This is a genomic window from Amycolatopsis sp. NPDC059657, assembly GCF_042734395.1.
Classification (GTDB): domain Bacteria; phylum Actinomycetota; class Actinomycetes; order Mycobacteriales; family Pseudonocardiaceae; genus Amycolatopsis.
This window is the reverse complement of sequence record NZ_JBHWEB010000077.1, coordinates 16,983-35,972: the sequence shown is the minus strand read 5'-3', so window position 1 is coordinate 35,972 and position 18,990 is coordinate 16,983. Positions and strand designations below refer to the sequence as shown.

Sequence of the window (18,990 nt, the reverse complement as noted above, 5' to 3'; positions counted from 1 at the left end):
GCCGGAACGATCTTGTCGGCCCGACCCTATGACGCGAAGGGGTTCGGCAGGTACGCCCAAGCGGATGTGTTCGGGTCCAGGCGCATGAGCGTGAGCGGCTTCGCGGGGATCGGTTCGGTCAGCAACGCCGACCTGTCCGCGCTGGTGGCGGCGGTGTCGGGCATCGCGTCGTAGGCACGGCGGATCTGGTCAGCGACGACGCTCCACAACCCTGGCGCGTGGTCGGCGAGTGTCGTGACCAGGCCGGTCGTGGTGTTGGCGAAGAACGTGGCGAACAACTTCGCACGCAGATCCTCGTCGGCCACGCGGAACCGATCGGGCATCCCCGGCCACGACAAGCCGGCCGCGCTCAGCCGCCGTGGGCCGAGCCGGATGTCGGCGAGATCACGGTAGATCAACCGCTTCGGCCTGCCGTTTTCCAGCACCAGCACCAGGTTCTGCTCGTGCGCTTCCAGGGCGACGCCCCACGCGAGCAGTGTCAGCAGCGGCGGCAACGCCACACTCGCGAACTCCGCCAGCCACTCGGCCGGATCGGCGGCCAGCGAGCACAGCGGCGGGCAGGCACCGGACACCGGCCGGGCGGTGAGCGCGGCGATCGGCAGCACCGTCTCGCCGGGCAGCACGGCGGGGGAGTCGCGCACGATCGCGGCCAGGTCCCGGTGCGGCTCCCCGTCGATCAGCACCGCGGCGGCGGCCCGGTTGTGTTGCAGGCTCAGGCCGTCGAGCCGCCGCACGGCGTCGCCCAGGAACGCCGACAGCGCGACGCTCGTGTCCACCGAACCGCCGGAGATGTCGCGGACGGCCGACGTGAGCTGAGTGCTCAACGCGGTCTTCACCTGCCACGGCTTCCCGATCGGCGCGAGTGTGCGCAACGCGAGCAGCGGCCGCGACGGCAGCGCGCCAGGCCGCTGCGGGGTGAGATCGTGCCGCGGCAGCACATGCGCCGACTGCCAGGGGTGGATCGGCAGCAGGACGGAGTCGCCGTCGCGGAGGTCTTCCGGCCAGTCGCCGCGCACCACACAGCGATCGGCCGGGACGGCCAGCAGATCGAGTGCCACGATCGGGCGAAATTCCGGGCCGTACGCCAGATGGTCGGCCGCCGTGAAGCCCGTCCGGTTGCGGCAGCAGGGATGTAAAGGGTGACCGTCGACAACGCTTTGTTCGTGTTCGGCCAACGTTTCGGCGGGACGACCGAGCGCCGGAGCCCCCGCTCGCGCCAGCGCCATGGCCGCGACGCTGTGGGCGACTTCCGTTTCGAGGCAGGCGGTTTCTGGCCAGCCGAGCGCGGCCAGCAAAGCGGCCGGATGGTCGAAATGCTTGCCGTCGAGGCTGATCACGGCGCCGGAGCGGGCCAGGAGCCGTCCGCCGTCGAGCGTGATGGTGTCCCGGTCGCGGTGCGCGACACGGGGGAGCGGATCAAGACTCAGCCCACGCCAAAGCCGGTCGAGCACGGCCGCCCGCGCGCCCGGTAAGGCGTCGCGGTAGCGGAGTTCTGGGCGAAGCGCTAGCAGATCGGCGGCGAAGACGGCCTCAACGGGTGATTCGAACGCCTGTGACAAGACCAACGACACCGCACCTTTGCCGGTTACACGAGAATGATGGGCGACTGCGATCAACCCTAGAGGAGATCGGTGGAACCGAGCACTGACCTGGAGCGCCGCGCCGACGCCATCACCGGCACGGCGGTGCTGAACTGCCTCCGGCGTGAGGTCACCGCCGTCGAGGGCGGGCTGACGACCGACGACACCCACGTGACCATCAGGCTGCCGCGCGCGGGCATCGTCCTGCGCGCGCGCCACGGGCGCTGGGCGTCCGAGCCCGAACGGCTCACCGGTGACGTCTGGAGCCCGCTGACCTGGCGTGAACTGGCAGGCGCCGTCTGCCAGGAGCTGACACTGCACACCGGCGTCGCGGCAGACGCGCTCGTCGCCGAGATCACCGACAGCCGCACCGCGCTCGAAGCGATGCTGCGCGCCAGGGTCGGCGCCGCCATGCCGGACGAGCTCTATCAGCGCTCGGAACAGGCGCTGGTCGCCGGGCACCGCTACCACCCGGCGCCGAAAGGCCGCGGCGGCATCGCGGCCGAGCACTGGCTGCCGTACGCGCCCGAAGCGCACGCGAGCTTTCCGTTGAGCCACTTGGCGGTTCGCGAGGACGTGCTCGTCGACGACGGTGACACTGCGGCGTTGTCGGCACTCGGCGCCGACGTTCCCGACGGCTACCGGCTGCTGCCCGCGCACCCGTGGCAGCTCACGTTGCTGCAAGACCGGTTATGCGAGCTGCCCGCGCTGCGCGACGGCAGGTTGCGCGCGCTCGGCGCGGGTGACCGACGGGTCTGGCCGACCTCGTCGGTGCGCACGGTGTGCGATCCGGCCGCGGACCTGTTCTACAAGTTCAGCCTGGACGTCAGGATCACCAACGACGTCCGCAGGCTCTGGCTGTACGACCTGCGCTGGACCGCGCCGCTCGCCCGCGTCCTGCGCCCCGCGTTCGCCGACGTCGCCTCGGCGTTCCCCGGCACCGCGTTCCTGATCGACCGCGGCTACCGCACGATCGACGTCGGCGACGTGGACGTCTACGAGGGCTTGGCCGTCGTGGTCCGTGACGGTGTCCGCGCGCACACCCTGCCCGGCGTGACCCCGCTGCTGACCGCGGGCATCAGCGAAGGCTTCCCCGGCAACCCGCTCGACGGGCTCGACGCCGCGGCCACGCTCACCTGGTGGCGCCGCTATCTCGCGACGGTCGTGCCGCCGGTGCTGCACATGTACTTCCGCCACGGTGTCGTCCTCGAGTGCCACCTGCAGAACGTCCTGGTCGGCGTCGGCCCAGACGGCATGCCGGTGCAGGCGCTCTTTCGTGACCACGAGGGCGTGCGGCTGCTCGCGTCGCGTCACGCCGGGCTGCTGCGCGAGGTCGACGGGCCGCATTCGCTCGCGCGTGGCGTCGACGCCGAGCACGGGTGGCAGCGCCTGCAGTACTGCCTGGTGACCAATCACCTGCACGAGATCGCGGGCGCGATCATCGAGCGGCATCCGGCGCTCGCCCAGGACGTGTGGGCCGAGGCGCGGGGCGCGTTCGTCGCGTACGGACGTGATCACGGTGCGCCGGGGGAGCTGCGCGAGCTGCTGGACAGCCCGCAGGTACCGAGCAAGACGAACCTGCTGCTGCGCTGGTTCGGCGCGGACGGCGCGGCGAGCACCTACGTCGCGCACCCGAACCCGCTGCTCACGGGATCCTGAAGCGCAACGCGAATTGCTTCAGCGCGGCGCGGCCGATCGAATTGGTCTCCATGGTCCACGCGGGCTGCTTGACGTGCTCGGCCAGCGAGGCGAGCTTGAGTTCGCCGGTTCGGGCTTCGTTCGCCTTCACCACGCTGAAGCAGGTCCTGACGCCGGGTATCAGGCCTAACGCGCTCTTCACCGCTTCGGCGGGGTCCTGCTGGGGCGCTTTCGCGATGGCCTGTCCCGCGTTGTACCCGGCCGTTCCGCACTCGATGATGACCTCTTTCGCGGTCGAGTTCCCCGCGACGAGCTTGAAGAACGCGCCAACGGCCTTCTTCTCGATGGAGTCCTTGATCGCGGTGATCGTCTGCCAACCGGCCGCCGCGAAGACGTCGAGCTTCAGGTGGAGGTCGGCTGGCGTTGCCGTGATGGTGGCACTCTGCCCTGGTTCGACGGTGAGGCCCGGCGCGGTGCCGCGGATCTTCCGGAACAGGTCGACGTCGTTGAGCGCCAAGTCCTTGAGCGGCCAGTGCAGTCCCACGGGGCGGTCGATGATCCAGACCGCTTTCGAATCGTTCCGGACCAAGAGGTTGCTGGAGGTGCTGTCCGCGCAGACGGTGAGGCCGCTCTGGGCGAGCAGTTCAGGCAAGGTCTCGGGGATGAGCTGGAGCGTGTACGGGTAGCCCTGCGCACAGACCGGTGGGGCCGACGTCGTAGTGGGCACCGGGTCAGGATCGAACCAGCCGCAAGCGGCGAGCAGCGGTGCCGTGAGCAGGAGTGCCGCGATCCGGCGGCGCGCTCGTGACCGTCTCATCTCGCCTCCACGGGCGTTGGACAAGACAAGTCGCGCGAATCCGGCATCGCGTTACGGGGAAAGCTGTGGTGGTGCCGCCCGGTCGGGGGGCGTGCCGAGTGGCACCACCACACGCCGGGAGAGAGGGAACCCGTGCGTGATCATGACGGCCGGCCGTCGGCTTCACCAGATCGGGTGAACGGCGAGGCGGCGAAGCGCGGGCAGCCAGCGATTTCCGCCGCCGGTCAGCCCGAGCGCGACCAGTCCCGAGCAGTACTTGCTCACCGACAGCTCGCGGATCCGCAGCCGCGCGAGTGTCTCGGTGACCGGATTGCGCCCGGCCGCCGATTTGACCTCCACGAGCACCAGGTCGCGGGCCGCTGGCAGCTCGCGTGTCCCCGCCGACCAGGTCAGCCCGGTGTCGCAGGTGACCCTGGTCCGCCGGTCGGCCGTCACCAGCGTCGCCCGCCGGTACGTGGTGACCAGTGACGCGGCCAGCGGGCGTGGTGCCGGTCGGCCGAACGACGCCATGAGCTGGTCGTCGAGGAACGACAGGGTGGACGCGGTGAGCGCGTGCGCCGACCGCGTCGGATGGGGGCGGCGGACCTTGACGGTCTCGTCCCGTCGCCCGCTGAGCTTGAGCTCGCAGAAGGTGTCTGCCGAGTCCGTGTACGTCCGGGTCCGGATCTTGAAGCGGCGCCTGCGGTCCTGCCGGTGCGCGCGGAACACCGCCAGGTCGGGGGTGTCGAAATAGGTCGAGGAATACCCGAACGAGCGCCTGCCCGCGATGTCGAGGCCTGCCAGGTCCGCGCCGAGCGCGTCGGCCAGCGCCAGGAACTCCGGCGGCCGCAGCAGGTATTTGCGGTCGGTGCGGCTCATCAGCGCGCTGGTGGCGACGACCTCGGGCAGCGAAAGTCCCGGCAGGCGGGCCGTCACGACGTCGACGACGGCGGTGCCCCGGTCCGGCGCGGTCATCGGAGCATCGCGGGCGCGCCGTGGGTGACCGGTGCCGGACGCGGCCGGAACCGAACGTCGACGGTCGTGACCTCCCGCACGTAGTCCACTTCGGACACACTGTGCCTGACCACCGTCCCGTTCAGCCTGGCCTGCAGGTCCAGCACGATGGCGGCTTCGTCGGGATACACCGTGTCGAGCACGACCGTCCGGCGCACCGGGCCACCGGCGCGTGCCGGGTGATCGGCCACGTACATGACACCCAGCAGCAGCACGTTGAACACGGCGACGATCCGCCAGTCCGCCGACGGCAGGCCGTTCACCAGGCCCAGCACCAGCGCGACGAAGTAGTACGCGACCTCCTGCTGGCTGATCGAGTCCGACCGCAGCCGGATGATCGACAGCACCCCGAACAGGCCCAGCCCGAGCGTCCCGGCGGCGGGCACGGACAGCAGCACGGCGACCGACACGCACACCCCGACGTTGAGCGCGAGATAGGCACAGGCGAGGTCACGCCGATGGTGGCGGCGGGCGTAGATCCCGTAGGCGAGCAGCACGGCCGCGACGAGATCCGCGGCGAGATGAAGCAATGTCGTGGTCATGGGAACCACTGTTCCGCCCGCGGGGGAGAGCGGCGTGAGAGCCGGATGAGAAGCCGCTCATTCGAGCCGATATCCCATGCCCCGCACGGTTTCGATCCGCTCGGCGCCGACTTTCCTGCGCAGGTACCGGATGTAGACGTCCACGACATTCGAACCGGGATCGAAGTCGAATCCCCAGACGCTGCCGAGCAGTTGCTCGCGGGAGAGCACCTGACCCCGGTTGCGCAGCAACGTCTCCAGCAGTGCGAACTCGCGCGCGGTGAGGTCGGTTTCCTTGCCTGCCAGCGAAACGCGCCGCGTTCGCAGGTCCAGCGTGAGGTCGCCCGACCGCAGTACGGCGGGCTCGGCGTCGACGTGACCGCGCAGCCTGAGGCGGATCCTGGCGAGCAGTTCCTCGAACGCGAACGGCTTGGCGAGGTAGTCGTCCGCGCCGCCGGACAAGCCCGCGACGCGGTCGACGACGCTGTCCCTCGCCGTCAGGATGACCACCGGCGTGGTCCGCCCGGCGCCGCGCAGCGCACGCAGCAGGTCCGACCCGTCGAGATCGGGCAGGCCGAGATCGAGCACGACCAGGTCATGCGCGCCGGTGAGCGCCTCGGCGAGCCCGTCGGCGCCGGTGCGGGCCCAGCGCGTCGCGAAACCGTGTGCCCGCAAGCCTTTCTCGACGAAGGCGCCGATACGCGCGGAGTCCTCCACGACGAGGATGCTGGTCACGGGGCCTCCGGAGGCAGTGGCAGTTCGATGGTGAAGCGGGCGCCCGCGCCCGGCACGCTGTCGAGCAGCACCCGGCCGCCGTGCGCCTCGGCGATCGCGGCCACGATCGGCAGCCCGAGCCCGGCGCCGTCGTCACCGGTGGTGTTGGTGCCGCGCTTGAAACGCTCGAAGATCCGCGCCCGCGAGTCCAGCGGGACACCTTCTCCGGTGTCGCGCACCCAGAGCAGCGCGGATTCGGCGATGACCGCGGACCCGATCGCGATCTCCTGCCCGTCACGGGTGTGCCGGACCGCGTTCGAGACGAGCTGCAGCAGCGCCTGGCCGAGGCGCTGGCCGTCCGCCGGTATCACCGTCTCGGCGACCGCGTCGACCCGCCAGGCGCGGTCGGCGAGCGGCCTGGCCTTCGCCAGCGTCTCCACGGTCAGGTCGGCGAGGTCGGTCTCGGCGGGCGCCACGAACCCCGGGTTGCCGGATTTGGCGAGCACGAGCAGGTCGTCGACGATCCGTTGCATCCGCGCGAGCTCGTCGAGCACCAGCGCGCGGGTGGCTTCGCGGTCGTCGTCGCCCATGAGCTCCAGATGCCCGCGCACGATGGTGATCGGGGTGCGCAGCTCGTGCCCGGCGTCGTCGATGAACTCCCGCTGGCCCGCGAAGGCGCGTTCGAGCCGGTCCAGCATGGTGTTGAAGGTCCGCCCGAGTGCCGCGACGTCGTCGGAGCCGCGCACCTCGATGCGGCGGGTGAGGTCGGATTCGCCGATCTGCTCGGCCGCGAGCCGCACCTCGCGCACCGGCGCGAGAATCCGGCCCGCGACGAGCCAGCCGACCAGCCCGGCCAGCACCAGCGCCGCGCCGGACATCGCGGCCATCACCCTGATCACGTCGGTGATCTCCCCGGCGGCGTGGTCGACGAACTCGACGATCACGAGCGCGCCGCGGCCCGGCGAGTTCTCGGCGGAAACCGGGATCACGCCGTAGCGGGCGGAGCCGACGGCGGTGCTGACCGTGCCGTACGCCGGCGCGTTTGCCTTCGCCAGCTCGGCGACCAGCGCGTGGTCGTTGTCCAGCCTGGCGGGTGGTTCGATCGCGCTGCGCCGGGACGCGGCGCCGTCGACGATCGAGAAGAACGTCTCGTACTTCTCCGGCAGGTTGCGCTCCAGGTAGCGGCCGAGCAGCGCGTCGACGGTCACCGGCTGCCCCGCCGGTCGCGAGTCCGGTGATCCCAGGTAGGCGCGGAGCTTGCTCGTCTCGTGCGCGATCTCGTTGTCGAGCCGCTGGTCGAGCTGGTTGCGCAGGACGGTCCTGGTCGCCAGCAGCGTGCCTGCCAGCGCGAGCAGCACGACCAGCAGTACCCAGGCGAGGATGCGGGCCCTGGCGCTCACCGGCGCACCGGGTCAGTCATCGAAGTCGTCAAGGTCGTCAAGGTCATCGAGGTCATCGCCGTCATCATCGACGTCGTCGCCGTCACCGGCCACCCGTGGCGGCACCGGCGCGGGCGGAGCGCCCCGGTCGGCCGTGCCGTTGTGCAGTGCGGGCGCGACGACCGGCGGGCCGAGGTCAGGCGGCGACCCCGCCGAGGTCGCCGTGACCGCCAGCGTCCCGGCGCCGGCCACCACGAGCAGCACGAAGCCGATCGCGAGCACAGCTGTCCTGGTGGGCATGATGTCGATCATCATGGCCGGGCGTGAGCCCTCGATGAGGGTCGGATGAGAACTTTCTCATCGGCTCAGAGGCTGCCCGACCGGAACTGGTCCAGCACCCGCCGTTCCCGCTTGGTCGGCCTGCCCGCGCCCCGGTCCCGCTTCGCGACGGGGATCGCCATCTCCTTCGGCGGGGGCGGGGTCCGGTCGATGAAGCAGGTGGCCGCGTCCGCCGCGCCGACCCGCTTCTGGATCACGCGCACGACCTCGATGATCCGGGTCGTGTCGTTCACCCGCGCCCGTATCTGGTCGCCGGGCACCACGGTCGTCGCGGGTTTGGCCGGTTTGTCGTTGACGCGAACATGCCCGCCGCGGCAGGCCGCCGCCGCGTCCGGTCGGGTCTTGGTCAGCCGGACCGCCCAGAGCCAGCGGTCCACACGAGTGGACTCCACAGCTCTACATACTGGCACCTGGTAGGAATGGCCACGTGACCGAACCGAACTTGATCGAAACCGCCGCCGACGAAGCCGTCACGCTCGTCAGCGAGCTCATCCGCATCGACACCACCAACACCGGCGACCCCGCCACGCTGGTCGGCGAACGGGAAGCCGCCGAATACGTCGCGGAGAAGCTCACCGAGGTCGGGTACGAGATCACCTACGTCGAGTCCGGCGGCAAGAACCGGCACAACGTGGTCGCGCGGCTCGCGGGCGCCGATCCGAGCCGCGGCGCGCTGCTCATCCACGGGCACCTCGACGTCGTGCCTGCCGACGCCTCGGAATGGTCGGTGCACCCGTTCTCCGGCGCGATCCAGGACGGCTACGTCTGGGGACGCGGCGCGGTCGACATGAAGGACATGGTCGGCATGACGCTCGCGCTCGCGCGGCACTACAAGCGGCACGGCATCGTGCCGCCGCGTGACCTCGTGTTCGCGTTCCTGGCCGACGAGGAGGCAGGCGGCCAGTACGGCGCGCAGTGGCTGGTCGAGAACCGGCCGGAGCTGTTCGAGGGCGTCACCGAGGCGATCAGCGAGGTCGGCGGCTTCTCGATCACGCTGAAGGACAACGTCCGCGCCTACCTGATCGAGACCGCCGAAAAGGGCATCCGCTGGATGAAACTGCGCGTGCGCGGCACCGCGGGGCACGGCTCGATGATCCACCGCGACAACGCCGTCACCAAGCTCTCCGAGGCCGTCGCGCGGCTCGGCAACCACCGGTTCCCGTTGGTGCTGACCGATTCCGTCAAGGAGTTCCTGGCGGGCGTCACCGAGATCACCGGCTGGGACTTCCCCGAGGACGACATCGACGGCGCCGTCGCGAAACTCGGCAACATCTCGCGGATGATCGGCGCGACACTGCGCGACACCGCGAACCCGACCATGCTGACCGCGGGCTACAAGTCGAACGTCATCCCGTCGTTCGCCGAGGCCGCGGTGGACTGCCGGATCCTGCCGGGCAGGCTCGACGCGTTCAACAAGGAACTCGACGAGATCCTCGGCCCGGACATCGAGAAGGAATGGATGGAGCTGCCGCCGGTCGAGACGACCTTCGACGGTGCGCTCGTGGACGCGATGACCGCGGCCGTGCTCGCGGAGGACCCCGGGGCGCGCACGCTGCCATACATGCTCTCCGGCGGCACCGACGCGAAGGCGTTCCAGACGCTCGGGATCCGCAATTTCGGCTTCGCGCCCCTGCAACTGCCCGCCGACCTGGACTTCTCCGCGCTGTTCCACGGCGTGGACGAGCGGGTGCCGGTGGACGCGCTGAAGTTCGGCGTGCGAGTGCTGGACCGCTTCTTCCAGGCGTCGTGAGTGGTACGGCCGGTTCTAACCGGCCAAATCACTCACGACTCAGGTGATCAGGCCGGGTAGGAGGCCGGGCCGGTGCTTGCGGCGGAGCAGCACGCGCCGCGTGCCGTCGGAGTAAAGCCGGACGGTCGAGAGCTCCCAGCCCGCGAACTCGGCGTGGATCGCCAGCTGGATCGCTGCCGCCCGGCGGGAAATCCCGGGTGGCAGCTGCAGCCGGCGATACTCCCAATCCCCTTCGACCACCGCCTCGTCTACGACACTCATGGCGCGATCACCTGGATCCCTTCCCCGGTCGCCGAGCCGACGGCGACCTGGCCGGTCTGTTCGTCGACGGTAACCGAATTCGGCTGACGGACCGTCGCGAAACGGTACTTTTCGGTCGGTTCACCGCCACGGACGTCGAAACCGACGACCTCGTTCCGCTCCGTGAGAGTGACCCAGGCGAGGTTGCGCTTGGTGTCGTAGGTGATGCCGTAGATCCCGCCGGGCACCGGGTAGCGCTGGCGCATCAGCAGCGGGTTCGTGGAGAACGCGATCAGCGCGCTGTCACGGGTGTCGGTGACCAGCACGCGGCCGAAGCCGTCGGCGGTGGCGTTGGTGGCGCCGTCGCCGGCGCGCAGGCCCTCGCCGACGGTGCCCGCCGCGACGTCGACCGCGAACACGGCCGTGCGCAGCCGGTCGAGCACGACGGTCGAGTTCGCGCTGGTGGTGATCACGTCGTCGGCGCTGTAGATCTTGCCGCTGATGCTCTTGGTGAGCTTGCCGCCGTCGAAGACGTCGAGCGCCTTGCGGTCACGGACGGCCACCAGCAGCTGGTTCCCTGCCTCGCGGCCGGCGGCGGGCTGACCGGCGACGTCGACCGAGGCGAGCACCCCGCCGGGGAGTTCGACACGCGCGAGCTGGGACTTCGACGGGATGCTGGCCAGCGCGTGGCCGCCCGTGATGGTCAGGCGCTCGGCGGGACCGGCGAGCGGCACGTCACGAGGCGCGGCGTCGGGCGTGTCGAGGTTGACCAGCCGCAGCGAGGGCGGCTCGGCGAGCGCGACGACCAGCGTGCGTGTTGACGCGTCCATCGCCGTGGCGGTCACACCGGTCGCCGGGAGCACCCGGCCGGCGGGCTTGGCCGCGGTGGCGGGGGAGACCGGCGCGGTCGCGGCCACCGGGTTCGCGACGATCTGCAGGTCGTCGCTCGGTTTGCCGTCACCGGAACAGCCAGTGAGCACGAGCGCGCCAGCCAGGCCGATCACCACCAGCTGCAGACGCACCAAGCCTCCCGGCGATTCTCTACGCAGAGTCATTCCCAGCATCCTCTAACTCACCCGTCCCGTCACCCCTGCGTCACCAAACGGTCACCTAGGCCAACGCTCCGGATACCCGAATTCAATGGCACTAACGTCGTCCAGCGCGGACTTGATGGCAGGCGGCAGGGTGATCTCTTCGGCGGCCAGCGAGCCCGTCAGCTGCCCGGTGTCGCGCGAGCCGACGATCGGGGCGACGACACCCGGCTGGTCACGGACCCAGGCCAGTGCGACGGCCAGCGGCGACGTCCCCAGCCCGTCCGCGGCGGTGACGACGGCCTGGACGATGCGGGCCGCGCGCTCGGTGCGGTGCTGCTCGACGTATCCGGCGAACGTCGCGGACGCGCCACGCGAGTCGGCCGGCGTGCCGGTGCGGTACTTGCCGGTGAGTACGCCGCGGCCGAGCGGCGCCCAGGGCAGCAGGCCGACGCCGTGGTGCGCGGCGGCAGGCACGACCTCACGCTCGATGCCGCGCTCGACCAATGAGTACTCGGCCTGGGTGGAGACGATCGACCCGCTCGCGGCGACGGTGGCCAGCTGCCAGCCCGCGTAGTTGGACACGCCGGCGTAGCGGACCTTGCCGCTCGTGATCGCGTAGTCCACAGCGGACAGTGTTTCCTGCACCGGCACGGCGGGATCCCAGGCGTGCAGCTGCCACAGGTCGATGTGGTCGACGCCGAGCCGCTTCAGCGATCCGTCCAAAGCGGACAGCAGCGCGCCACGCGAGGCGCCGCCGTCGAACGGCCCGTCGCCGCGCCTGGCGACCGCCTTGGTGGCGAGCACGATGTCGTCACGGGGCACGAGGTCCGCGAGCAGCGAGCCGAGCATCCGCTCGCCCTCGCCCTCGTGGTAGATGTCGGCGGTGTCCACGAGCGTGCCGCCCGCGTCGACGAACGCGACCAGCTGGCTGGCCGCCTCTTCGGCGTCGGTTTCGCCGCCCCAGGTCATCGTGCCGAGGCCCATGCGCGAGACACGGAGTCCCGAGCGGCCGAGCTGTCGCTTTTCCACGACCGCCGAGCCTAGTCGCCGCGCCCGCGTCGCCTTGACCAAGGCACGTCTGTGTCGGGCATACCGGCCCCGTTAGTGTCTGCGATCGTGCGGATCGGACTGAATCTCGGTTACTGGGGCGCGGGCAACGACGCGTCGAACCTGGCGCTCGCGAAGGACGCCGACAAGCTGGGCTACTCGGTGGTCTGGGTCGCCGAAGCGTACGGATCGGACGCGCCGACGGTGCTCGCCTGGATCGCGGCGCAGACCGAACGCATCGACGTCGGCAGCGCTGTACTGCAGATTCCCGCCAGGACCCCGGCGATGACCGCGATGACCGCGGCCACACTCGACACGCTTTCGGCTGGCCGGTTCCGGCTCGGGCTCGGCGTGTCCGGCCCGCAGGTGTCCGAAGGCTGGCACGGCGTCCGGTTCGCGTCGCCGCTGGGCCGCACCCGCGAGTACGTCGACGTGGTGCGGATGGCGTTGCGGCGCGAGCGTGTCCGTTACGACGGCGACCACTTCACACTGCCTTTACCTGATGGGCCAGGCAAAGCGCTCACGCTGACCGTCCACCCGGTACGCGAGCACATCCCCGTCTACCTCGCCGCGATCGGTCCCCGCAACCTCGAGCTGACCGGTGAGATCGCCGACGGCTGGCTGCCGGTGTTCTACTCGCCCGAGCACGCGGGCGGGCTGATCAAGCCGCTGCGGGCAGGCGCCGAGCGGGCGGGCCGTTCGCTCGACGGCTTCGACATCGCGCCGACCGTCCCGCTCGTGCCTGGCGACGACTGGAAGGCGTGTGCGGACAACGTGCGCGGCTACGCGGCGCTGTACATCGGCGGGATGGGCAGCCGCGACAAGAACTTCTACAACCAGCTGGCCTGCCGCATGGGCTTCGAAGCCGAAGCGGCGGAGGTCCAGGAAAAGTATCTGGCCAAGGACTACGCGGGCGCACAGGCCGCGGTGCCGCTCGAGTTCCTCGACGCGACAGCGCTGCTCGGCCCGAAGGAAAGGATCGCCGAACGCATGCAGGCCTTCGCCGAAGCCGGGGTGACCACACTGACGATCGCGCCGAGCGTCGCGGACCAGGCGTCCGCGCTGCGCACCGCCGTCGAGGCGCTGGAACTGGCGGGGGTGGCCTGACATGGGCTGGTTCGAAGCACTCGTGCTCGGCCTGGTGCAGGGCCTGACGGAGTTCCTGCCGATCTCGTCGAGCGCGCACCTGCGCATCACGGCGGCCTTGGCGGGCTGGGACGACCCCGGCGCCGCGTTCACGGCGGTGACCCAGATCGGCACGGAGCTTGCGGTCATCCTGTACTTCGCGAAGAAGATCGGCCGTGTCATCCAGGCCTGGTTCTTCTCGCTGTACAAAAAGGACTGGCGCGGCCATCCCGACGCCAGGCTCGGCTGGCTGATCATCGTCGGCTCGCTGCCGATCGTGTTCCTGGGCCTGCTGTTCCAGGACAACATCGATCACGCGTTCCGCGACCTGCGCATCACCGCGACCATGCTGATCGTGTTCGGCGTCATCCTGATGATCGCCGACCGCGTCGGCAAGAAGTACCGCGAACTCGACCATCTGACGGTCCCGCACGGCCTCGGTTTCGGCTTCGCGCAGGCATTGGCGATCGTCCCTGGCGTTTCGCGGTCGGGTGGCACGGTCAGTGCCGGCCTGTTCCTCGGCTACACGCGCGCCGAGGCGACCGAGTACGCGTTCCTGCTCGCGGTGCCCGCGGTGTTCGGGTCCGGGCTGTACAAGCTGACCGACATCGGCAAGGACGGCGTGCCCGCGCAGTGGGGGCCGACGATCCTGGCCACGCTGGTCGCGTTCGGCGTCGGCTACGTGGTCATCGCGTGGCTGATGGCGTTCATCAAGACCAAGAGCTACCTGCCGTTCGTGATCTACCGGATCGCGCTGGGCATCCTCCTGTTCGTACTGATCCTGACAGGTGCACTCGCCCCCAACGCGGGCCCCGCGCTCTAGCACTCTCGCGATGTATAACGCCCTATACCGCTCGGCTTGAAAGCGCAGAGGTTCAGCACTCGGCAATGCGCGCCACGAACCTCCACCCCGCCGAGTACTGGGGGAGCCCACCTCCGGCCGGCCCCCTGATCGGTCCGCGTGAACGCCACTTCCACAACGCTCAACGTTGCGAAAGTGGCGTTCACGTCGTGTGGGCCGGGCAAAGCAGGGGGTGGGGTCACTTCCAGTTGGCGGCGTACCAGTCGAAGGTGCGGCGGACCCCGTCGGCCAGGGAGACCGTGGGTTCGAAGCCTGTCAGGGCGCGGAGTTTCGAGATGTCCGGGCAGCGGCGGGCGACTGAGCCCGGCGGGGCAGGGACGCGGTCGAGTTCCGGGTCGTGGCCCGCCATCTTCAACACCAGCGCCGTGAGGTCGCCGATGTTGGTCTCCTCGTCGTTGCCGATGTGGACGATCTCGTTGACCGCCGCGTCCGTGGTCATCAGCTGGAGCATGGCCTCCGTCGCGTCGTCGACGTAGCAGAAGGCGCGAGCCTGGTCCTGGCCGAACGCGCGGAACGGCTCCTCCTTGGCCATCGCGCGCAACGCCAGCTCGGGGACCACGTGGTCGGCGCCCATGCGTGGGCCGTAGACGTTGTGGAAGCGGCCGATGACGTAGGGGACCTTCTTGGCGCGGGCCGTGTGGACGACCGCCGCTTCGCCGAGCATTTTGCTGACGGCGTAAGCGAAACGGGGCGAGGTGATGTCCTCGATCAGCAGGGGGACACCCTCCGCGGTCGGCACCGGGACCACGCCGGCCGTCACGCCGCCGGCGTACGCCTCGCTGGTGGACGCGAAGAAGAGCTTCACGCCCGGCTGGATCCAGTCGAGGGTGTTCATGAGTGCCAGTGTGTTGATGCGGACCACGCGGGCCGGGTCGCGCTCGACGTTGCGGACGCCGACGACCGCGGCGAGCATGTAGACGTGGTCCCATTCGGCCGGGAGCGTCAACGGCTCGGTCAGGTCGGCCGAAATCACCGGGACGTTCAGCGCGTCGAGTTCCGGGTCGCGCTTGCCGCGGGAGAAGTCGTCCACAATGGTCACTTCCTGCCCGGCGGCGAGCAGGCGGCGGGTCAGGTGCAGGCCGATGAAGCCGGCGCCGCCGAGGATCAGTGTCTTCATCGGGCCGCTCCGGTCGGTTCGTAGCCGAGTCCGGCGTAGCGGACTCCGTGGGCTGTCACGCTCTTCTCGTCGAGGATGCGCCAGGAGTCGAAGAGCAGCTTGACGTCCGAACCCGCCAGCAGGCCGTCGACGTCGAGCTTCCGGTATTCGGGGTGATCGGTGATGATCAACACCGCGTCCGCGCGGGCGAAGCCATCGGCGAGGTCGACCGGCGCGCCGCCGTGATGGGTGATCACCGCCGGGCCGACCAGCGGGTCGTGGCCGAGTACCGTGATGCCCGCTTCGGTGAAGACCGGCATCATCGACGCGATCGGAGTGCCGCGCATGTCGTCGGTGGGAGGCCAGCCCTTGTACGCCCAGCCGAGGACCGTGAGCGTCTTGCCGCTGCCCATCAGCTCGACCATGCGCTCGGCCACGTGGACCGGGGTCTGCTCGTTGACCGTGCGTGCCGCGCTGATCAGCGACGGCGTGTAGCCGACGGACGAGCCCGCGGCGACCATGATGTACGGGTCCTTGGACAGGCAGCCGCCGCCGACGTAGCCGGGCTTGGCGATGTCGGGCCTCGGGTAGTCCAGGTTGGTCGCGCGGATGACTTCCAGCGGGTCGAGGCCGAGGCGCTGGGTGAGCCTGGCGACCTCGTTGCCGAACGAGTAGATGACGTCGGTGTGACAGTTGTTGGTGAGCTTCACGAGCTCCGCGGTCTCCAAATTGGACACCGGCACCAGCTGTGCGGACAGGCCGCCGAACAGTGCCAAGCCCAGCTGGAGGCTCTCCTCGTCGAGCCCGCCGACGACCTGCGGCAGTTCGACGAGCTCACGCAGCGCCTGGCCCTGGATCGTGCGCTCGGGCGCCATGACCAGCCGTGCCGAACCCCAGGCGTCGACCAGCGCGGGCAGCACGACCTTGCGGCTCGCGCCGACGGGGACGGTGCTGCGCACGACCACGAGCGTCTCGGGGGAGCAGCGCTTCGCGACGTGCTCGGCCGCCGCGGCGAGATTGCCGAGGTAGGGCTCGTGGGTGTCCAGGTTGACCGGGGTGGACACGGAGATCACGGCCGCGTCGACGCCGCTCTCCGGCAGTTCCGAGCCGACGAAGATCCGCTCGCCGATCAGCGTGGCGAAGGCCTCCTCGACGCCTGGCTCGAAGATGTGCGGCTTGCCGCGGTTGAGCGAGTCGACCACGTCGGGCTGGGTGTCCACGCCGTGCACCTCGTACCCGCGCTTGGCCATCGCCGCGGCCAGCGTGAGGCCGACGTAGCCCATTCCGATGATGCCGATCTTCCGCAATTCCGGTGACGCCTCTACCACTTTCTGCTCCTCTTAGCGCGGATTTGGTGGGCAGGGCGCGCTGATTCGATCCAGAGCGCGCACGGTGACATACCCTTCGAAACCTTCGTCGCGATAGCGACGGCATGCGTTAGCGATATTCACTGGCTGATTCGCGTAGTCGATCGCCAGCACGGTCTTGCCTGCTTTACGTAATTCTCTGGCCCCCTGGAGGTTCTCGGCGCAGTAATCCGCGGTACACGGCTGGTCAGTGGCCTGGAAGACGAGTTCCTCCATGCCGATTCCGTCGATCGCGTCGACGAAGCCCGGGTATTTTTGTAGCTCGGGATTGTTCTGCGGGAAGATCGAAAAGCCGGATTTCACCCGCTTGGCGTAGCCACTGATCCGCACGATCAGCGAGGCCATTCTGGCGCCGAGTTCCTCGCGGGTCAGTGTCGGCACCCGGTTGAGCTCGATCTCCTCGTAGGCAAGGGGAGTGTCGAGGTAGACGCCGTCGAAACCGGCCTCGAGCGCACGGTCGAGCCGCGGCCGGACCGCGATGTCCCACCATTGCTGCTCCCAGTAGCGCACGAAGAACTCACCCGGCCAGCTCGGCCACTCGTTGAGCATGAGCGAACTGTCCTTCACCGCCGCGTATTCGGGCCGGAAGTTCTCGATCGCGCCGATCTCGAAATAGGCCAGCACCTTCTTTCCCGAAGCCTTGACCGCGCCGATCTCACTCGCGGTGAAATAAGCGTGCGACGCGTCTCTTGCCAAATCGATCACGGCCATCCGGAACGGAGCGGCCGCGATCTCGTCGAGCCGCCCGTTCGCATAGCCTTGTAGCTGATAAACGAACGCGCCGCCGTTCGAGACCGGTTTCTCTTCCGGCGAGTCGGACGAACACGCCGACATCGCGATCAGCGTGACCAGAAGCGCCGCGAAAAGCTTGATCACCCCTCGTGCCAGATCAAGCGAATCGAATCGGCCAGTGAATATCGCGGCGACCAGCCCAAGGCCAGCTTGGCCCGTGACACGTCCGCGGCGATCCAGTTCACCGCGCCGGACCTGGCCTGCGCGGCGCCCACCTCACGGACCGACCCGGAGAAGCCCGCGATCTCCGCGAGCAGCGCGACCGCGTCGCGGGTACGGACAGCGGACCCACTGCCCACGTTGAGCACAGGCTCCTTCACCTCGGTAGCCAATGCCGCAGCCGCGATCGCCGAAGCCACGTCCCGCACATCGACGAAGTCGCGGTAAGCGTCGAGCGGGCCGAGTTCGATGAAGTCCTGCCCGGAGTTCCGCGCCTCACGGATACGGGACGCCGCCCGCCCGAGCACCGTCCCCGACGGCATCCCGGCGCCGATCGGGTTGAACACCCGCAACGACACCGCGTCGACCCCACCGTCCACAGCGGACTGCACGAGCCGGGTCGCGGCGAGCTTCGTCACCCCGTACGCCGCGACCGGCTCGGTCGGCGCGTCCTCCGCGACCGGGTGACCGACCGGCACCGCGCCGTACTCGCCCGCCGACCCGAGCGTGACCAGCCGGGCGTCCGAAGTGGACACCGCGTCGAGCAGCCGCGCGGTCGCGAGCACGTTCGCCGACACGAGTTCGGCGGTCGTCCCGTCGAGCCTTCCGGTGCAGTTGACCACCGCGTCCGGGTGAACCTGCCGGACGACCGACGCGAGCTGAGCGGCGGAATCCTGCTCCAGGTCGTGCCGGATCCAGCCGGGTTCGTCGCGGGCACCGCGGCTCGCGCACACCACGTCCGCGCTTCCGGAGAACGCGGCCACCACCGCGCGCCCGAGGAACCCGGACGCGCCGAACAGCAGAATACGTTTCACTTGGCCTCTCCGGAGGGCAGCAGCACCGAGCGCAGCTTCTCGAAGCTGGCGTTGGCCTCGTCGTAGTCGTCGGGACGGCCGATGTCGAGCCAGTAGCCGCCGAAGTCGTAGGAGCACGGCAGGTCACCGCGCGCGAGCAGATCGAGCACGAGGTCGTCGAGTCCGAAGGGGACATTGCGCGGATAGGGCGCGAGTGTCTTGCGGGACATCGCGTAGACGCCCATGCTCACGCCGTACGCCAGCGTCGGCTTTTCGACGAAACTGGTGATCCGGCCGTCCGAGGTCTCCAGCGTCCCGAAGTCGATCTTCACCTGTCTTTGGTAGGTGGCGACGGTCAGCGGCGCCTTGGCTTCCCGGTGGTGTTCGAGCAGCGCGAGGTAGTCAAGGTCGGTGAGCACGTCCCCGTTCATCACGAGGAAGTCCTCCGGCAGCCGGTCGAGGAAGTTCAGGATCGGCCCGATGGTGGACAGCGGTGTCTCCTCCTCCGCGTAGTCCACCCTGATGCCCCACTTCGAACCGTCGCCCACGAACGCCTGGATCAGCGAACCCAGATGCCCGATCGCGAGCGTCGCCTGGTCGAACCCGTGCGCGCGCAGTTGCTGCAGGATGATGTCGAGGATCGCGTATTCCTCACCGATCGGGACGAGCGGTTTGGGCAGTGCCGTGGTGTAGGGCCGCAAGCGCACTCCTCGGCCACCGGCGAGTATCACCGCGTGCATCTG

The 18,990-nt window shown here is 69.5% G+C and carries 20 protein-coding genes; 4 read left to right on the top strand and 16 right to left on the bottom strand.

The window, feature by feature from the left end; translation table 11 throughout:
- Positions 1-26 precede the first annotated feature (26 nt).
- Positions 27-1,571: an IucA/IucC family protein gene (locus ACFV15_RS32605; RefSeq protein WP_378355183.1), complete on the bottom strand. Its 1,545-nt coding sequence runs from the start codon at positions 1,569-1,571 to the stop codon at positions 27-29.
- Positions 1,572-1,631: 60 nt separating this feature from the next.
- Between ACFV15_RS32605 and ACFV15_RS32600 the strand changes: the two genes are divergently transcribed.
- Entirely contained in the window at positions 1,632-3,239 is a 1,608-nt protein-coding gene (locus ACFV15_RS32600) for an IucA/IucC family protein (RefSeq protein ID WP_378355182.1), read from the top strand.
- On the opposite strand, the gene ACFV15_RS32595 is transcribed toward ACFV15_RS32600, so the two are convergent.
- The 7 genes from ACFV15_RS32595 to ACFV15_RS32565 form a co-directional block, all read right to left on the bottom strand.
- A complete protein-coding gene (locus ACFV15_RS32595) occupies positions 3,226-4,035 on the bottom strand; it encodes a hypothetical protein (protein WP_378355181.1) in 810 nt (269 codons plus the stop codon). The genes ACFV15_RS32600 and ACFV15_RS32595 overlap by 14 nt on opposite strands.
- A gap of 162 nt (positions 4,036-4,197) precedes the next feature.
- A complete protein-coding gene (locus ACFV15_RS32590) occupies positions 4,198-4,989 on the bottom strand; it encodes a VTC domain-containing protein (protein WP_378355179.1) in 792 nt (263 codons plus the stop codon).
- Positions 4,986-5,570 (bottom strand): DUF4956 domain-containing protein, encoded by a 585-nt coding sequence (locus ACFV15_RS32585; protein ID WP_378355178.1) that lies wholly within the window; start codon positions 5,568-5,570, stop codon positions 4,986-4,988. The genes ACFV15_RS32590 and ACFV15_RS32585 overlap by 4 nt, the downstream gene beginning before the upstream one ends.
- Positions 5,571-5,627: 57 nt before the next feature.
- Positions 5,628-6,284 (bottom strand): response regulator transcription factor, encoded by a 657-nt coding sequence (locus tag ACFV15_RS32580; protein ID WP_378355177.1) that lies wholly within the window; start codon positions 6,282-6,284, stop codon positions 5,628-5,630.
- Entirely contained in the window at positions 6,281-7,663 is a 1,383-nt protein-coding gene (locus tag ACFV15_RS32575; RefSeq protein WP_378355176.1) for a sensor histidine kinase, read from the bottom strand. The genes ACFV15_RS32580 and ACFV15_RS32575 overlap by 4 nt, the downstream gene beginning before the upstream one ends.
- A 12-nt stretch (positions 7,664-7,675) precedes the next feature.
- Entirely contained in the window at positions 7,676-7,942 is a 267-nt protein-coding gene (locus tag ACFV15_RS32570; RefSeq protein WP_378355174.1) for a hypothetical protein, read from the bottom strand.
- 65 nt (positions 7,943-8,007) lie between these two features.
- Positions 8,008-8,358 (bottom strand): RNA-binding S4 domain-containing protein, encoded by a 351-nt coding sequence (locus ACFV15_RS32565; RefSeq protein ID WP_378355172.1) that lies wholly within the window; start codon positions 8,356-8,358, stop codon positions 8,008-8,010.
- A gap of 50 nt (positions 8,359-8,408) precedes the next feature.
- On the opposite strand from ACFV15_RS32565, the gene ACFV15_RS32560 reads away from it, so the two are divergent.
- Positions 8,409-9,731 (top strand): M20/M25/M40 family metallo-hydrolase, encoded by a 1,323-nt coding sequence (locus ACFV15_RS32560; RefSeq protein WP_378355170.1) that lies wholly within the window; start codon positions 8,409-8,411, stop codon positions 9,729-9,731.
- Positions 9,732-9,770: 39 nt separating this feature from the next.
- On the opposite strand, the gene ACFV15_RS32555 is transcribed toward ACFV15_RS32560, so the two are convergent.
- From ACFV15_RS32555 to ACFV15_RS32545, 3 genes are read right to left on the bottom strand one after another with little or no spacing between them, the layout of a single operon-like run.
- Positions 9,771-9,992 carry a DUF5703 family protein gene (locus tag ACFV15_RS32555; RefSeq protein ID WP_091287619.1) on the bottom strand — a complete coding sequence of 74 codons (222 nt, stop codon included), beginning with the start codon at positions 9,990-9,992 and terminating at the stop codon, positions 9,771-9,773.
- Positions 9,989-11,026, bottom strand: a complete 1,038-nt coding sequence (locus ACFV15_RS32550; protein WP_378355168.1) for a YncE family protein — start codon at positions 11,024-11,026, stop codon at positions 9,989-9,991. Before ACFV15_RS32550 ends, ACFV15_RS32555 begins: the two co-directional genes overlap by 4 nt.
- A gap of 51 nt (positions 11,027-11,077) precedes the next feature.
- Positions 11,078-12,034, bottom strand: a complete 957-nt coding sequence (locus tag ACFV15_RS32545) for an aldo/keto reductase (RefSeq protein WP_378355166.1) — start codon at positions 12,032-12,034, stop codon at positions 11,078-11,080.
- 87 nt (positions 12,035-12,121) lie between these two features.
- Here ACFV15_RS32545 and ACFV15_RS32540 point away from each other — a divergent pair, with 87 nt between their 5' ends.
- Both ACFV15_RS32540 and ACFV15_RS32535 read left to right on the top strand, forming a co-directional pair.
- The gene (locus tag ACFV15_RS32540; protein ID WP_378355164.1) at positions 12,122-13,159 is read left to right on the top strand and encodes an LLM class F420-dependent oxidoreductase; all 1,038 of its coding nucleotides are present in this window, start codon (positions 12,122-12,124) and stop codon (positions 13,157-13,159) included.
- Position 13,160: 1 nt separating this feature from the next.
- Positions 13,161-14,000, top strand: a complete 840-nt coding sequence (locus ACFV15_RS32535; RefSeq protein WP_378355163.1) for an undecaprenyl-diphosphate phosphatase — start codon at positions 13,161-13,163, stop codon at positions 13,998-14,000.
- Positions 14,001-14,217: 217 nt separating this feature from the next.
- On the opposite strand, the gene ACFV15_RS32530 is transcribed toward ACFV15_RS32535, so the two are convergent.
- The 5 genes from ACFV15_RS32530 to ACFV15_RS32510 are packed head-to-tail and all read right to left on the bottom strand — an operon-like array spanning position 14,218 to position 18,987.
- On the bottom strand, positions 14,218-15,156 hold the full coding sequence (locus ACFV15_RS32530) for an NAD-dependent epimerase/dehydratase family protein (protein WP_378355160.1): 939 nt from the start codon (positions 15,154-15,156) through the stop codon (positions 14,218-14,220).
- The gene (locus tag ACFV15_RS32525) at positions 15,153-16,463 is read right to left on the bottom strand and encodes a nucleotide sugar dehydrogenase (RefSeq protein ID WP_378355158.1); all 1,311 of its coding nucleotides are present in this window, start codon (positions 16,461-16,463) and stop codon (positions 15,153-15,155) included. The genes ACFV15_RS32530 and ACFV15_RS32525 overlap by 4 nt, the downstream gene beginning before the upstream one ends.
- 12 nt (positions 16,464-16,475) lie before the next feature.
- Positions 16,476-17,378, bottom strand: coding sequence for an endo alpha-1,4 polygalactosaminidase (locus tag ACFV15_RS32520; RefSeq protein WP_378355157.1), 903 nt, complete (start codon positions 17,376-17,378; stop codon positions 16,476-16,478).
- A complete protein-coding gene (locus ACFV15_RS32515) occupies positions 17,375-18,268 on the bottom strand; it encodes an NAD-dependent epimerase/dehydratase family protein (RefSeq protein WP_378355156.1) in 894 nt (297 codons plus the stop codon). Before ACFV15_RS32515 ends, ACFV15_RS32520 begins: the two co-directional genes overlap by 4 nt.
- Positions 18,265-18,987, bottom strand: coding sequence for an NDP-sugar synthase (locus ACFV15_RS32510; RefSeq protein ID WP_378355154.1), 723 nt, complete (start codon positions 18,985-18,987; stop codon positions 18,265-18,267). Before ACFV15_RS32510 ends, ACFV15_RS32515 begins: the two co-directional genes overlap by 4 nt.
- Positions 18,988-18,990: the final 3 nt, after the last annotated feature.